The organism is Micromonospora solifontis (assembly GCF_003725545.1).
Classification (GTDB): domain Bacteria; phylum Actinomycetota; class Actinomycetes; order Mycobacteriales; family Micromonosporaceae; genus Micromonospora; species Micromonospora solifontis.
The window spans coordinates 24,254-40,004 of the sequence record NZ_RJLN01000025.1 but is presented as its reverse complement, the minus strand read 5'-3'; the positions used below and the strand labels follow the sequence as shown (position 1 = coordinate 40,004).

General features: G+C 73.0%; 10 protein-coding genes. 6 read left to right on the top strand and 4 right to left on the bottom strand.

What is annotated here, in order from left to right; genetic code table 11:
- The first annotated feature begins 49 nt into the window (after nt 1–49).
- From EFE23_RS11500 to EFE23_RS11490, 3 genes are all read left to right on the top strand, one after another.
- Nucleotides 50–1,408: a 3-oxoacyl-ACP reductase gene (locus EFE23_RS11500; protein ID WP_123240886.1), complete on the top strand. Its 1,359-nt coding sequence runs from the start codon at nt 50–52 to the stop codon at nt 1,406–1,408.
- A gap of 284 nt (nt 1,409–1,692) precedes the next feature.
- Complete coding sequence (locus EFE23_RS11495; protein WP_233600949.1) at nt 1,693–2,601, top strand: MaoC/PaaZ C-terminal domain-containing protein; 909 nt, start codon at nt 1,693–1,695, stop codon at nt 2,599–2,601.
- A gap of 60 nt (nt 2,602–2,661) precedes the next feature.
- Entirely contained in the window at nt 2,662–3,279 is a 618-nt protein-coding gene (locus tag EFE23_RS11490) for a DedA family protein (RefSeq protein WP_123240885.1), read from the top strand.
- A 119-nt stretch (nt 3,280–3,398) separates the two neighbouring features.
- Here the strand turns inward: EFE23_RS11490 and EFE23_RS11485 are convergent, their stop codons facing one another.
- Nucleotides 3,399–4,037 (bottom strand): TetR/AcrR family transcriptional regulator, encoded by a 639-nt coding sequence (locus tag EFE23_RS11485; protein WP_199737016.1) that lies wholly within the window; start codon nt 4,035–4,037, stop codon nt 3,399–3,401.
- A gap of 68 nt (nt 4,038–4,105) precedes the next feature.
- On the opposite strand from EFE23_RS11485, the gene EFE23_RS11480 reads away from it, so the two are divergent.
- The 3 genes from EFE23_RS11480 to EFE23_RS11470 all read left to right on the top strand — a co-directional run bounded on the left by EFE23_RS11480 (nt 4,106) and on the right by EFE23_RS11470 (nt 7,550).
- Nucleotides 4,106–4,558, top strand: a complete 453-nt coding sequence (locus EFE23_RS11480) for an SCP2 sterol-binding domain-containing protein (RefSeq protein WP_123240883.1) — start codon at nt 4,106–4,108, stop codon at nt 4,556–4,558.
- A gap of 2 nt (nt 4,559–4,560) precedes the next feature.
- Nucleotides 4,561–5,775 (top strand): acyl-CoA dehydrogenase family protein, encoded by a 1,215-nt coding sequence (locus EFE23_RS11475; RefSeq protein ID WP_123240882.1) that lies wholly within the window; start codon nt 4,561–4,563, stop codon nt 5,773–5,775.
- A gap of 209 nt (nt 5,776–5,984) precedes the next feature.
- Entirely contained in the window at nt 5,985–7,550 is a 1,566-nt protein-coding gene (locus tag EFE23_RS11470) for an AMP-binding protein (RefSeq protein WP_123240881.1), read from the top strand.
- 55 nt (nt 7,551–7,605) lie between these two features.
- On the opposite strand, the gene EFE23_RS11465 is transcribed toward EFE23_RS11470, so the two are convergent.
- From EFE23_RS11465 to EFE23_RS11455, 3 genes are all read right to left on the bottom strand, one after another.
- Nucleotides 7,606–12,753, bottom strand: coding sequence for a DNA repair ATPase (locus EFE23_RS11465; protein ID WP_233600948.1), 5,148 nt, complete (start codon nt 12,751–12,753; stop codon nt 7,606–7,608).
- Nucleotides 12,746–14,812 (bottom strand): flotillin family protein, encoded by a 2,067-nt coding sequence (locus EFE23_RS11460; RefSeq protein WP_233600947.1) that lies wholly within the window; start codon nt 14,810–14,812, stop codon nt 12,746–12,748. The genes EFE23_RS11465 and EFE23_RS11460 overlap by 8 nt, the downstream gene beginning before the upstream one ends.
- Nucleotides 14,813–14,876: 64 nt before the next feature.
- On the bottom strand, nt 14,877–15,515 hold the full coding sequence (locus tag EFE23_RS11455) for a DUF1449 family protein (RefSeq protein ID WP_123240879.1): 639 nt from the start codon (nt 15,513–15,515) through the stop codon (nt 14,877–14,879).
- Nucleotides 15,516–15,751: the final 236 nt, after the last annotated feature.

Below are 15,751 nucleotides of genomic sequence, written 5' to 3'. Positions count from 1 at the left end.
GCCTCCTCGAAGGTGTTGCCCGAACCCTACTCGCCAGTAGGCTACGCCTATGACCGACAGGTACGCGAGCTTCGTCCAATCGGGGGCCGGTCGCGCGCTGGTCAAGCGCCTCGGGCTGCCCGACCCACCTCGACTGCGCCGGCACACGCCGGGCGACCCGCTCGTCCCCGGGCCGGTCCTGCTCGGCGCCGCGGCCGGCAGCCGGCTCGCCGAGCAGGTCACCAAGCTGCTGACCCTCGCCGGCGTCGAGCTGCGCGACCCGGCCGCGGCCACCGACGCGACGGCGCGCTACGCCGCCCTGGTGTACGACGCCACCGGCATCACCGACTCCGCCGGGCTGCGGCAGCTCTACGACTTCTTCCACCCGCAGGCCCGGGCGCTGCTGCCCAGCGGGCGGGTGATCGTGCTGGGCACCCCGTCGGCCGAGTGCGGCACCCCCCGGGAGGCGACCGCCCAGCGGGCGCTGGAGGGGCTGACTCGCAGCATCGGCAAGGAGTTCGGCCGGGGCGTCACCGCGCAACTGGTGTACGTGACCAGGGACGGGGACGCCGGCACCCCGGTCAGCCTGGAGGCCACCCTGCGCTTCCTGCTGTCCGGCCGGTCCGCGTACGTCTCGGGCCAGGTGATCCGGGTCGGCGCCGGCACCGCCACCGCGCCGGCCGACTGGGACCGGCCGCTGGACGGGCAGGTCGTGCTGGTCACCGGGGCCGCCCGGGGCATCGGCGCGGCGCTGGCCAGAGTGCTCGCCCGGGACGGCGCCAAGGTCGTGGCGCTGGACGTCCCGGCCGCCGGGGACGCGCTGGCCGAGGTGGCCAACGAGATCGGCGGCAGCGCGGTGCAGCTCGACCTGACCGCGCCGGACGCCCCGACCCGGCTCGCCGAGCACCTGGCGAGCCGACACGGCCGGGTCGACGTGGTGGTGCACAACGCCGGCATCACCCGGGACAAGACCCTCGGCCGGATGGACGCGGACCGCTGGGACCAGGTCATCGACGTGAACCTGTCCAGCCAGGAGCGGATCAACGACGTGCTGCTGGAGCGCGACCTGATCCCGGCCGGCGGCCGGATCGTCTCGGTCTCCTCGATCGCCGGCATCGCCGGCAACCGGGGCCAGACCAACTACGCGACCAGCAAGGCCGGCGTGATCGGCCTGGTCGACTCCCTCTCCCCGGTGCTGCGGGAGCGGGGCATCAGCCTCAACGCGGTCGCGCCCGGCTTCATCGAGACCCGGCTGACCGCGCGGATACCGCTGCTGATCCGGGAGGCGGGCCGGCGGATGAACAGCATGGCGCAGGGCGGCCTGCCGGTGGACGTGGCGGAGACGATCGGCTGGCTCGCCTGGCCGGCCAGCGGCGCGGTGACCGGCAACGTGGTCCGGGTCTGCGGCCAGAGCCTGCTGGGGGCGTGATGGCACGGCGTAAGCGGCGGCCCGAGGAGCCGGCCGAGGAACTGTCGGTGCACGAGCTGATCGACGGCCCCACCATGGACCTGACGGCGGCGCGGAACGCGCTGGCCGCCCGGGCGGGCGGGGAGCCGGCGGACGAACTGCCCACCCTCGCCACCGAGGCGACCCAGGACCTCTCCGCCCTGGCGAACGACCGCACCCAGGATCTCTCCGCTCTGGCCGGCGACCGGACCCGGGACCTCTCGGGCGCGGCGGCGGCGCTCGGCGCGGACCCGACGGCGGCCACCCTGACCGCGCCGGAGCGGACCACCCCGGAGGGGCGGGTCCGGGTCGACCTGCCCCGGCTCCCGGCGGCCGGCGCGCTCTACCGGCGGGCCCTGCTCGGGGCGCTGCCCGGGCTCGGCGGCCGGCGCGGCGCGGACGTGCCCGAGGTGGAGCTGGGCGTCGCCGGGGTGACGGTCGACCGGGCCCACCTGGCCGACTACGACCGGGTGTGCGGGTTCCGGCTCGCCGACCGGCTGCCCGGGACGTACCTGCACGTGCTGGGGTTCCCGCTGTCGCTGCGGCTGATGACGGCGGCGGAGTTCCCCATCCCGCTGACCGGGGTGGTGCACGTGGCCAACCGGATCACCGTGCACCGGCCGGTCGAGGCCGGCGAGACCGTAAACTTCCGCACGTACGCCGAGAACCTGCGCCCGCACGAGCGGGGCCGGCAGCTCGACGTGGTGCTGGTCGGCTCGGTCGACGGCGAGGAGGTCTGGCGGGGCGTCTCGACGTACCTCGGGCGGGAGCGGCGGGCCGGCGGCCCGCGGCGCGCCCCCGGTGACCGCCCGGCCCCGCCGGCCGCCTCCGCGCACTGGCGGGTGACGCCCCGGGTGGGTACCGACTACGCCCGGGTCTCCGGCGACCACAACCCGATCCACACCTCGAAGCTGGGCGCGCGGCTGTTCGGCTTCCCCCGCCCGATCGCGCACGGCATGTGGAGCAAGGCCCGCTGCCTGGCCGCGCTGGAGAGCCGGCTGCCGGAGGCGTACACGGTGGATGTGGCGTTCAAGCTGCCGGTGCCGCTGCCGTCCACGCTGGCCTTCAGTGCCACCGCGACCGGCGCCGACTGGGACTTCGCCCTGCACAGCGCGCAGGACGGGCGGCCGCACCTGGTCGGCACCGTCGCGGGAGAAGGAGGGGGCCCTGGTTAGTTAACGCCCTTTGTATAGGAAGGGCCCCCTGCTAACACCGCCACCCCGGAGCATGGGGGGATGGCGGACGTGCTCGACCTGCTGCACCGGACGGTCACCTCGCCGTGGGTGTACCTGGTGATCATCGCGGTCACCGCGGTCGACGCGTTCTTTCCGGCGATCCCCGGCGAGACCGTGGTGATCACCGCCGCGGTCTTCGCCGCCGGTGGGGAGCCGAATCTGGTCGCGGTCATCGCGACGGCCGCGCTCGGGGCGCTGCTCGGCGACCACGTCTCGTACGCGATCGGGCGCGGTGGCGGCGCGCACCGGCTGGCCCGGCTGCCGGCGGACAGCCGGCGGCGGGCCGGCTCGGAGTGGGCCCGCCGGGCGGTGGACCGGCGCGGCGGCATGATCCTGACCACCGCCCGGTACGTTCCCGGCGGTCGGACCGCGGTCACCCTGACCATGGGCGCGGTCCGCTATCCGGTGCGCTGCTTCCTGATGTACGACGCGCTCGCCTGCGGCACCTGGGCGATCTACTGCGGGCTGCTCGGCTGGTTCGGGGGCCTGGCCTTCACCGACCACCCGGTCCAGGGCCTGCTCGCCGGCATCGGCCTCTCCCTGCTGGTCACCGGCCTGTTCGAGGTCGCCCGCTGGGCCCGCCGCCGCGCCCGCACCCGCACCGCCGCCCGCCGCTGACCCCGCGGCCCGGGATGACCGACTCGGGATGCGGCAAGCCGCGGCCCGGGAAGGACACGGACCACGCGTGTTGCCGCAATCCGGGACGCCGGCCCGCCGGGACGGCCGGGTGCAATGGGTCAGTCGGCCGGGGGGTGCCAGGTGATGCCGCGCAGCAGTTGGTCGGCGCCGAGCCAGGCCACGTTCATCATCCGGGTGGCGGTCTTCTCCGCGTCCGCCTCGGGGTGGTCGGCGAGCCAGTCGGCGAGGGACTCGGTGGCACCGACCAGGGCGTACGCGACGACCTCCAGGTCGGTGGCGCCGACCTCGCGGCCCTTGGCGCGGAGCGCGTGGTCGAGCATGCCGGCCACCACCTCGACCAGCCGGCCGCGCATGGTGGCCAGTTCGGCGGCGAACGGCTGCTCGCCCCGCGCCTGCCGGTAGAGCACCGCCCAGCCGTCCCGGTGCGCGCCGACGAAGCCGAAGAAGGCGCGCAGCCCGCGCCAGAGCCGCTCGTCGGCGGGCAGGTCGGGGGCGGCCGCCCCGGCGATGGCCTCCATCATCCGGGTGCCCTCCCGGTGCAGGCAGGCGACGAAGAGCTCCTCCTTCGTCCCCAGGTACGCGTAGACCATCGGCTTGGAGATGCCGGCGTCGTCGGCGATCTCGTCCATGCTGGCGGCGTGGAAGCCCCGGCGGGAGAAGACCTTGACCGCCGCGTCGAGCATCTGCTGCTCGCGGACGGCCCGGGGCAGGCGCTTGAAGGTGGGTGTGCTGGACACCCTTGCGAGCATACCTACTCGTGCGTAAGGTTACGCCAGAGTAACCAAAGTCGAGAGGTGCCTCCCCCATGACTGACTTCGACCCGGCCAACTTCGCGAACGTCGGCCCCAAGGAGTTCGCGCAGCTGGTCAAGTCCACCCCCGACGACAAGATCGCCGAGATCATGTCGGGCGACGCGCGCGGCAAGGTGCTGAGCGAGGTCTTCAACCGGATGCCGACGCTGTTCCGGGCCGACCGCGCCGGCTCGACCAACGCGGTCATCCACTGGAACATCACCGGTCGCCCGGACGGCGGCACCGACACCTACGAGATCGTCATCGAGAACGGCACCTGCACCGTCTCGGAGACCCCCACCCGGGACCCGAAGCTGAGCCTCACCATGGGCCCGGTCGAGTTCCTGAAGATCGTCTCCGGTGGCGCCAACCCGGTCATGATGTTCATGACGGGCAAGCTGAAGGCCAAGGGCGACCTGGGCCTGGCGGCCAACATCGCCAACCTGTTCGACATCCCCAAGGCCTGACCATGGCCGAGTTCTCGCTCGACCTGAACGAGGAACAGCGGGATCTCCGCGACTGGGTGCACGGCTTCGCCGCCGAGGTCGTGCGCCCGGCCGCGGCCGAGTGGGACGCCCGGGAGGAGACTCCCTGGCCGATCATCCAGGAGGCGGCGAAGGTCGGCCTCTACGGCTTCGAGTTCCTCGCCACCTGCTGGGCCGACCCCACCGGCCTCTCCCTCCCGATCGCCAGCGAAGAGCTCTTCTGGGGCGACGCCGGCATCGGCCTCAGCATCTTCGGCACCTCGCTCGCGGTCGCCGCCATCTACGGCGCGGGCACCCCGGACCAACTCGTCGAGTGGGTCCCGCAGTGCTTCGGCGACGTCGACCAGCCGGCCGTCGCCGCGTTCTGCACCACCGAACCGGAGGCCGGGTCCGACGTCGGCTCGATGCGGACCCGCGCGGTCTACGACGAGGCCACCGACGAGTGGGTGCTCAACGGGCAGAAGGCGTACGCCACCAATGGCGGGATCGCCGGGGTGCACGTGGTCACCGCCTCGGTCGAGCCGGAGCTGGGCTCGCGGGGGCAGGCCGCGTTCGTCGTACCGCCGGGCACGCCCGGGCTCACCGCGACGCGCAAGCTCCGCAAGCTCGGGCTGCGCGCGTCGCACACCGCCGACGTCTTCCTCGACGACGTACGCGTGCCGGGGCGCTGCCTGCTCGGGGGCAAGGAGGCCCTCGACGAGCGGCTGGCCCGGGCCCGGTCCGGGCAGCGCGCCTCCGGCCAGGCGGCGATGCGTACCTTCGAACTGTCCCGCCCGACCGTCGGCGCCCAGGCGCTCGGCGTGGCCCGCGCCGCCTACGAGTACGCGCTGGACTACGCGAAGGAACGGGTCCAGTTCGGACGGCCGATCATCGAGAACCAGGCGGTCGCGTTCGCGCTCGCCGACATGAAGATGGAGATCGACGCGGCCCGGCTGCTGGTCTGGCGGGCCTCCTGGATGGGCCGGAACAACCGGCCGTTCACCGCGGGCGAGGGCTCGATGTCCAAGCTCAAGGCCGGCGAGGTCGCCGTCTCGGTCACCGACCGGGCGGTCCAACTGCTCGGCGGCGCCGGCTTCCTCCGGGACCACCCGGTCGAGCGCTGGTACCGGGACGCCAAGATCTACACCATCTTCGAAGGAACCTCCGAGATCCAGCGGCTGGTCATCTCCCGGGCTATCTCCGGGATGCAGATCCGCTGATCGCCGGCGGACCCCGACCCGACCCGCGACACCCCCGCCGTGCCGGGCGGTACGGCGTCGCGGGTCGGGCCGCCGGTCCGGCCCGCACCGTCCGTCACAGCCCCGTCGGCCCAGGGTGTCCGCAGGCTGGGCGAATGATCACCTCGACTGGGCGTCCCGCCACCACAGGTGCATGATCGGGAGAAACTTTCGCGAAGGAGGGCCGCGACTTGGACCTGCCGTTCATCGTCGCCACGCTGACCCGACGCGGACTGCTCACCCCAGGCCGCCCGATCCGGGTCGCCTCGCAACTGAACGCGCTGCGCCGCTGGGGCTGGAGCCTCGCCGGTGAGCTGCGCCAGGCCGCCGCGCGCGACCCCGGGCGGATCGCCGTGGTCGACGAGCACGGCGCCACGCTGACGTACCAGGACCTGCTGGACCGGTCGGACCGGCTGGCCCGTTCCATGCGGTCCGGTCTCGGCGTGAAGTCCGGTGACCGGGTCGGCGTCCTCTGCCGCAACCACCACGGCCTCATCGAGGCCATCGTGGCGGCGATGCTGCTCGGCGCGGACGCCGTACTGGTCAACACCGGGCTGTCCGCCGCCCAGCTCGCCACCGTGGCCGAGGAGCAGCAGCTCCGGGCGCTGGTGCACGACGCCGAGTTCGCCGAGCGCCTCCTGGGTCTCCCCGCCGAGGTGCACCGGGTCGATGAGCGCGGCCAGGAGGAGCTGATCGCCGGCGCCCTCCCCGGCGACCAGCTCCAGCCGCCGGACCGGGACGGCCGCACCATCGTGCTCACCTCCGGCACCACCGGCGCCCCGAAGGGAGCCCGCCGGCCCACCCCGCACGGTTTCGGTCCGCTGGTGTCCATCATCGACCGCATCCCGCTGCACGCACGGGACACCGTGATGATCGCCGCGCCGATCTTCCACACCTGGGGGTACGCCGCCCTCCAGGTCTCCTTCGCGCTGCGCGCCACGATCGTGCTGCACCGCCGGTTTGACCCGGCCGCCACGCTCGCCGCCCTGACCAACCACTCCTGCGACGCGCTCTTCGCCGTACCGGTGATGCTGCAGCGGCTGATGGAGGTGCCGCCGCCGGACCCGCGCCCGCCGCTGAAGGTGGTCGCGGTCAGTGGCTCCGCCCTCCCCGGCGGGCTCGCCACCGCCTTCATGGACCGCTACGGCGAGGTCGTCCACAACCTCTACGGCTCGACCGAGGTCTCCTGGGCGTCCATCGCCGTCCCCGCGGACCTGCGGCGGGCGCCCACCACCGCTGGCCGCCCGCCGCACGGGACCCGGCTGCAGATCCTCGACGACGCCGACCGGCCGGTCCCGACCGGGCAGGTGGGGCGGATCTTCGTGGGCAACGAGATGCTCTTCGAGGGATACACCTCCGGGGCCACCCGGGAAAGCCACGACGGCCTCCTCGACACCGGCGACCTGGGCCGGGTCGACGCCGACGGGCTGCTCTTCGTCGACGGGCGGGCCGACGACATGATCGTCTCCGGTGGGGAGAACGTCTTCCCGTCCGAGGTGGAGGACCTGATCGCCCGGCTCCCCCAGGTACGCGAGGTCGCCGTGATCGGCGTCCCGGACCCGGAATACGGCCAGCGGCTGGCCGCGTTCCTCGCCCTGCACCCCGGCGAGCAGCTCGACCCCGAGGCGGTACGCGAGTACGTCCGCCACTACCTGGCCCGGTTCTCCGTACCTCGGGACGTGGTCTTCGTGAAGTACCTGCCGCGCAACGCCACCGGCAAGGTGCTCAGCCGCGAGCTGCGCCGCTACTACGGCTGAGCACGTCACCCGTGGCGGGGCGGGGTCCAGCTCGCGGCGACCCGCCGCGCGGCCGTCAGGTCCGCTGCCCGGACGCGCGGCCGATCGCCGCCTCCACCCCGCCGACCCGATCGGCGAGCAGGCCGATCGCGCCCACCGCCCGGTCCAGCGGGTCGTCGGATCCGCCCAGCATCCGGGCCCGTACGAAGGCCGCCTTGACCTCAACCCAGCGCCGCGCCTGCTCGGGGCTCAGCCGTCCGCGCAGCTCGGCCAGCTTCAACAGGTTGGCCTCCGCCCCCGCCGCCAGCGTCTGCGCCTCACCCAGGTAGTGGTCGTCGATGACCGCCTCCAGCTCCTCGTCGGTGAGCACCGGGACGACCCGTTCGGCCAGCTTGTTCATGTTCCGGTACGAGCCCTGGAGCTGGTACGGCGGCTCGGTGCGGGAGGAGTCGGCCTGCGCCGCCGAGGCGATGTACGCCTGGTTGTTAGTCAGCACCACCCGCTGCACGTGCAGCAGCTTGCGCAGCACCGCGACCATCCCCTCCAGCTCCACCGCCGAGTACGGGTGGGAGAGCTGTTCGGCCCGGACCGTCTCGTCCCCCCGGGCCAGCCGGACGAGCAGCTCCACGTCGCCCCGGTCCCGGGCGGACAGCGGAGCGAGCGTCGGGTTCGACGTGAGCGCGTTCTCGATGTAGCTCAGCGCGAACGCCTCGTCCCGTCCGGAGAGCACGTCGCCGAGGTTCCACACGTCGGCCCGGTTGGCGAGCATGTCGGGCACCCGGAACCGCTGCCCCGACTCGGTGTACGGGTTGCCGGCCATGCAGACCGCGAACCGCTTGCCCCGGAGGTCGTACGTGCGGGTCCGGCCCTCCCACACCCCTTCCATCCGGCGCTGCGCGTCGCACAACGGGATGAACTTCTGCAGCAGCTCCGGAGAGGTGTGCTGGATGTCGTCCAGGTAGAGCAGGACGTTGTTGCCCAACTCCAGCGCGAAGGAGATCTTCTCCACCTCCTGCCGGGCGGTGGCGTCCGGCGCCTCGGCCGGGTCGAGCGAGGTCACCCGGCTGCCCAGCGCCGGTCCATTGACCTTGACGAAGACCAGTCCGAGCCGGCTGGCCACGTACTCCATCAGGGTGGTCTTGCCGTAGCCGGGCGGGGAGATCAGCAGCAGCAGGCCCATCTGGTCTACCCGCTTCGCGTCCCCGGTGGCCCCGAGCTGCCGGGCCAGATTGTCGCCGATCAGCGGCAGGTAGACCTCGTCGAGCAGCCGGTTGCGGACGAACGTGCTCATCACCTTCGGCTGGTACTCGGCCAGCCGGAGCCGCTCGCGCTCGGCCGCCACCAGCTCGTTGCGCCGCCGCTGGTAGTCCCGGAACGCGGGCACCCGCTCGGTGCGGAACCGGTGCGTCCGGGCCAGCGTCTCGTCCAGCCGCAGGGTCAGCGCCGATCCGTCGATCCGCGGATGGGCGCCGAGCAGCCCGGTCACCGTCTCCGTCAGGGTGGCCGCCGACTCGTGCCGGGGCAGCTCCGGCCCGCACAGCTCGACGGCGATCGCCTCCGGCAGGTCGTACCCGGACAGCTCACCTCCGGCGGTGGCCAGGAACCCGCCCAGCCACGCCTCCACCAGCTGGTACCGGCTGGCCAGGTCGTCGCCGAGGGCCCGCAGGTCCTCGTCGAACTCGATGCTCGACCGCGCCTGCGGGCCGCCCAGCGCCCGCCGGAACCGCTCCAGCAGGCCGCGCGCCCCGGCGCCGGTGACGAAGCCGAACGGCGCCCGGGCCAGTTCCTCGAGGAGGTACCCGCCGGCCAGGTCGCTCTCGGCCGCCAGGCCGGGAAGCCCGGCATCCCGCAGCCATCGCGCCGCCCGGGTGGCCAGTTCGGCCCGGAGCCGGTCGATGGCGTCGCCGCCGATCACCGGCGGCTCCGTGCCCTGGTCCTCCCCGGCCACCGCCCCGGCGCCGGCCGCGCCAGGCTCCGGCCGGCCGCTCCCGAGCGGCCCGTCCAGCGGACCGGCCCCGGGCACCACGCCCCGCGCGCCGGCCCCGTGGGCCGTCGGCCGGCCGAAGCGGTCCCGAGCCCGGGCCAGCGACACCGCCCGCGCCGACCAGGACCGCCGGGCGGCCTCGTCGGTGCCGTACCGCCAGAACAGCTGCGCGGCGGCCCGTGCGGCCGGCGGCCAGCGCAGCAACCCGGCGGCGGCGTGCAACCGCAGCAGGGTGTGCAGGATCGCGGTGGCGTCCTGGTCGTGCACGCCACGCTCGTAGCCCTCGTCGTACCGGGTGTCCGCCACCGCCCGGACCAGCTCGGCCAGCTTCCCGCCGTCGACCGCCGCGGCGTGCAACGCGTCCAGCGTGAGGGTCCCGCGACCCGCCTCGGCGTCCGCCAGGATCGACGTGGCGAGGTATTCCGCCCGGTACACCTCCGGCGACTCGGAGACGAGCAACTGGTCCCAGAACCGGCGGGTCCGCTCGAACGACTCGTCGCGCACCGGCGACCGGTAGTCGGTGCCGGTGACCGCCACCGCCATCCGCCCCTGGTGCGGGACGACCGTCACGTCGACCGGCTGGGTGTTGACGGCGAACCGGTGCGGGCCCAGCCGGATCGTCTCGCCGCCGTCGGCGTACAGGTCCGTCCGGTCCCGCAGGGTGCGGCCGGCCTCCTGCCGCGCGGCCCGGATCCGGCCGTCCAGCTCCTCGGCGCGGACCTGGTCGCCCACCGTACGCAGCTCGTCGACGACCGAGCGGAGCTTGCCGACCATCGGGTCGGAGGCGAAGTACGTGTTGATCTGGTCGAGCGAGTCCAGGGTGGCGACCCGCCGCTGGACGCTGAGCAGGATCCGGTCGGCGGAGGCGACCAGCCGGTCGGCCCGTCTGGCCCGCTCGTCGAGCAGGGCCTGCTTCCGCGACGAGAAGGCCTCGTAGATGTCCGCCCGCCGGGTCGCCAGCTCGGCGAGGAAGTCGTCGAACTCGCCGAACCGGGATTCCAGGTTCTCCACCTGGAGCAGCAGCCGGCCGAGCTGCTCGTCGCACCGCTCGGGGGTGTCGGCCGCCGCCAGGGCCCCGGTGACCGCCTGCCCGAGGAGGGCGAACTCGGCGGCGAAACCGGCCCGACCCTCCGCCTGGGTCAGCTCCCGCCGGCGGTTCTCCAGCACCGCACGCGCCCGGTTCACCCCGCCGAGGACCTCGCCGATCCGGGCGAGGATCCCGGTCCGGACCGTGGCGTCGGCGATGTCGAGGCCGCCCACCACCTCGGTGATGGTCTGCAACCCTTCGGCCCGCTCGGCCAGTTCGTCCCGGACCGGTGTCGCCTCGGCGACCGTGGTGATGGCGGCGGCCCGCTCGCCGAGGCGCTCGACCTCCGTCCGGTAGCCGGTGAGAGCGTCGTCGCGGCGCAGGAAGTCCACCGCCCGGCGGCCCGCCTCGGCCAGCTCGCCGTCGAGCTGGACGGCCAGTTCGTCGACCCGGTCCAGGTCGACGTAGCGCAGCTCGCGCAGGGTCACCAGATGCCCCTGCGCCTGGCGCAGGCCGGCAAGCTGGCGTACCCACTCGTCGGCGGTCAGCGGCGCCTCACCCCGTACCCGCCGGGTCAGCGAGGCGATCCGCTCGGCGCTCTCGTCCACCGCCTGGGCCGCCTGCCCGGTCAGCGACCGCACCTTCTCGTACTCGTCGAGGACGCCGGCGGCGGTGGCGCGGACCGCCGCCAGCGGCTCGGCCAGGTTGCCGAGTTCGGGGTCGTCGAGCCAGTGATAGTGGTCGAAGGCGCGGGTGCCGGCGGCGATCAGGGCCTGGTAGACCCCGGCAGCCGGGGTCGTGGCGTCGGCCATCCGGGCCACCGACAGGCAGTCGGAGATGCCCCGGACCAGATCCGCGTTGCCGATCCGCTCCAGCGGCCCGGTGCCCGCCGGCTGCGCGGCGGCGTAGCTTTCCGACGCGTACGGGGTCTGCCAGACCTGCATCGGGTGGACGCGCGTCGGCTCGTCGGAGATCGCCCGGAAGACCACCATCGTGCCGTCGTCGAAGATCGAATAGCCGTGGCACGGGATCGGCGCGGAGACCTCCTTGCGGATCGCGTTGTACGGCAGCAGCAGCGAGCGGCCCTCGTCCCGGGCGTGGAAGACGTACAGCACGTCCTCGCCGTTGGGGGCGCGGACCACCCGCTCGAACTCCAGGCGGGACACGTCGGTGTCGAAGGTACGGGTCAGCCCGGTGGCCAGGTGGTACCCGCCGGGGAAGATGATCCCGTGGTCCTCGGGCAGCCGCTGGCAGGCCTGGCCGATCCCGTCGAGCCGGACCACCTCCCGGGTGAGCGTGTTGAAGACCAGGTGCCGCCAGTCGGTCTCCTTGTACGGGAGGATCCGCAGCAGGATCAGCGGGCCGACCCGGGCGTAGCTGACATCGGCGTCCGCCAGGCTCTGCAACGGCTCGTCGACCGGCTCGCTGTAGACACCCTCGCCGGTCTCGGTGTTGTTCTCCACCTTGACGGTGAGGTTGCCGCCGACCGTCTCGACGAAGACCTCGCCCTGGATGGAGATGTGCGGGTGCCGGCCGAGCACGTGGTCGTCCCGGGTGGTCGCGATCCACTCGAAGTCGTGCGCCGGGGGGAAGACGTGGTCCCGCTCACCCCGGTTGTCCAGGTACGCCACCGTGCCGTCGTGGTCGATCCGCCAGCGCAGCACCCGGATGTCATCCGTCCGGGGGCCGGTCTGGAACACCGCCAGCAACCGGCCGTCGAGCCGGCGCAGTTGCAGCAGCCGGGTCTGCCGGTAGTAGCGGTACAGCTCGGCGAAGTCCCGTTCGAACTGCGGGTCGCGCAGCAGGCCGGGCACCTCGGCGGGGTCGACCTGGTCGAAGCGGAAGCCGTCCGCGCCGGCGTCCTCGGCCCGCACGAACCGGTGCAGCGAGAAGACGTCGTCCACCGTCGTCTCGGGCTTGAGCCCGATGAACACGTTGTAGCCGAACAGCATCAGCCCGCCCACCGGCACGATGTCCCGCGGTACGCAGTTGTGCTCGGTCCGGATCCGCTCGGTGCTGACCAGGCGCAGCTCGGTGCTGCCGAAGACCTCCAGCCGCCGGACGTTCAGCAGCTCCGCCCGCCGGGTCAGCTCGGCGGCCTGCTCGGCGAGCCGCTTGCGCAGCACCTCGTAGGTGCCGGCGTCCAGGCCGGCCGGGTCCACCGCGCCGTCGGCGGCGGACCCGGTCTCGCGGTCGGTCACCGGTTCACTCACCCGCCCGCGGCTGCCGCTGCCCGCTCAACGCCGCCACCGGCGCCTCCGCCAGGCCCAGCTTCCGGGCCGCGGTGAGCAGCTCCTTCAGCTTTCCCTTGTCGGCGCCGTCGGCCCGCATCTGCTGGAGCAGGAAGGCGGAGAGGGTCAGGTTCTGCACGTCCGCCGGGTTGAACGAGCCCAGCACCCGGGCCAGGTCGTCGGTGAAGCTGGCCTGTCCGTCCAGCCACGGCTGCGCGATGCTGCGGGCCACGTCGGAGTGCGCGACGAACCCGTCCACGCTCTTACCGAGCGAGATCGAGCTGAGCAGCCGGTCGAAGAAGACGCTGTCGCCGCCGACGATGTCGATGTTGGCCTTCTCCAAGCCGGTGGAGACCACCTTCGCCTGCGCCTCGGCGACCTGCCGCTGCACATCGAGGCCGGCCAGCCGGACGTCCTTCTCCAGTTCCAGCCGAAGCCGGTACTCCTCGTGCTCGCGGGTGGCGTCGTCCAGCGCCGCCATCGCCGCGGCCTTCTCGGTGAGGCCCTCCGCCTCGCCCTTCAGCTTCTCGCGTACCGCCTCGGCGGTGACCAGCGCCTTCTCCCGCTCGACGGCCGCCTCGGCCCGGCCCACCTTCTCGATCGCCTCGGCACCCCGCTCGCGGACCTGCACCTCGGCCAGGCCGGCGGCGGCCGCTTCCGCCTGCTGACCCTCCGCCAGCCGGATCTTGGCCCGGGCGTCGAGTTCGGCGGCCTGCTGCCGGGCCTCGGCGAGGACGAGTTCCTCGCGGGCCTTGAACTTCGCCGCCTGCTCCGCGGCCTCGGCCGCCTTGATGTCCTTGACCAGGTTCTCCTGCGCCTCGGCCTCGGCCTGGATCACCACGGCCTGGCGGGTCCGCTCGGCCTCCTCGACCACCCGGAGGCGCTTGATGTTCTCCTCCTGCTCGGCGACCGTCTTCTCCACCGCGATCCGCTCCCGGATCACTTCGGCGATCGAGCGCTTCTCGCCCTCGACCTCCTTGTCCTTGGCGATGGTGGACAGCTCGGTCTCCCGCTGCCGGGCGATGACCTCGAGCATCCGGTCCTTCTCGATCCGCTCGGTCTCGATCGCGATGACCCGTTCCCGGTTCTTCTCGGCGACCGCGATCTCCCGTGCCCGGTTCTCGTGCTGGACGCCGAGCTGCTCGTCGGTACGGATGTTGGCCGCCTCCGCCCGCAGCCGCTCCTCCGCCCGAACCCGGGTGATCTCGGCCTCCTCGCGGGCCCGCACGGTCTCCACCTCGCGGCGCTGCCGTGCCTCCGCCTCCGCCTGGCGCCGTTCGAGCTCGAGGATCGCCTCCCGGGCGTCGACGTTCTGCCGGGTGATCTCCTTCTGCTCGTTGCGCTGGAACTCGTTGGTGCGTACGTGCTCGATGGCGGTCAGCTCGGTGATCTTGCGGATGCCCTGGGCGTCGAGAATGTTCGCGGCGTCCAGTTGGGACATCGGCGTCTGCTCGAGGAAGTCGATCGCCGCGTCCTCCAGGCTGTATCCGTTGAGGTCGGTGCCGATCACCCGGATGATCTGGTCCCGGAACTCGTCGCGCTTGGTGTAGAGGTCGACGAAGTCGAGCTGCTTGCCCACCGTCTTCAGCGCCTCGGAGAACTTGGCGTTGAACAACTCCTGCAGGGTCTCCCGGTCGCTGGCCCGGGCGGTGCCGATCGCCTGGGCCACCTTGATCACGTCCTCGGTGGTCTTGTTGACCCGGACGAAGAAGGTGATCCGGATGTCGGCCCGGATGTTGTCCCGGCAGATCAGGCCCTCGTTGCCGGTCCGTTCGATGTCGATCGTCTTGACCGAGATGTCCATGATCTCGGCCTTGTGCAGCACGGGCAGGACCACCGCGCCGGTGAACGTGACGTCCACCCGACGCACCTTGGACACGATGAGGGCCTTGCCCTGCTCGACCTTCCGGAACAGCCGGCTGACGAGCAGGATCACGCCGAGGGCGATGAGCAGCAGGACGGCCAGGAGTACACCGAGGCCGGTGGTGACGACATCCATGGGCGGGTACGCGGCGATGGTGGCCGCGCTTCCTCCTTTCACAGGGGCGCAGCGAGGTATGCGGTCCCCCGGCCGCGCGCCGGAGCGACGCGGTCCCGGGAGGGGATCAGATCGGTACGTGCGGCGACGGATCGGGATCGAAGGCGGTCCCGGCCGGCATGACCCAGAAGAACTCGCCGTCCGGGTCGTAGTCGTAGATGAGGGCGGAACTGCCGGCCCGGAGCGGCTCGGCGCGATGCTGACGGACCTGGACCACGGCCGACGAACCGTCCGCCGCGGTGACCTCGGCCTGGCCGAAGTCCCCCGTCACCTGGCCGGTGCGAATGACACAGAGCCGGCCCACGAAGGCGTGCCGGCTCGCCTCGGAGCCCGCCGGAAAGAGCCGGCTCAGCGGCACCGCCACCAGCCGGGTCACCAGCCAGGCGCAGAGCAGGGCGGCCAGCAGCACGGCGAGGGACACGGCGATCCGCGCGCCCGCGCCGAAGCCGAACCCGTCCAGCAGCGCGCTGCCGGCCAGGCTGACGAACCAGGCCACGCCGACCAGCAGCGAGAACACGATGGCGCTGGGCAGTCCGCCGAAGCCCAGGCCGGCCAGGATCCCGCCGGGCACCCCGTGCACGTCGAGATCCTCGCCCAGGTCGAACACCCCGGTGAGCACCAGCAACCAGTAGCCGACCACGACGACCAGCAGGAAGCTGAACAGGACGGTGGGGAAGCTCAGCGCCGCGCCGAGAAAGTCGGCCACCGGATCCACCCCCGTACCCCGGCGGTCGCCCCGGACGACCGCACCAGCACGGTGATCGTGACATGGTCGGTCAATGCCCGTAGCCCGCCGAACGGCCGACCCTCCGAGCAGCTCAGCCGGCACCGACGGCGCGACCCGGCGGAGCCGGCGGACCGCACCGCGAGCACGGCCGGCGCCACGTCGGCGCGGGACCCGGATCCGACGGAGCACCCCGTCGCCGCACCGCTCAGCCGGAG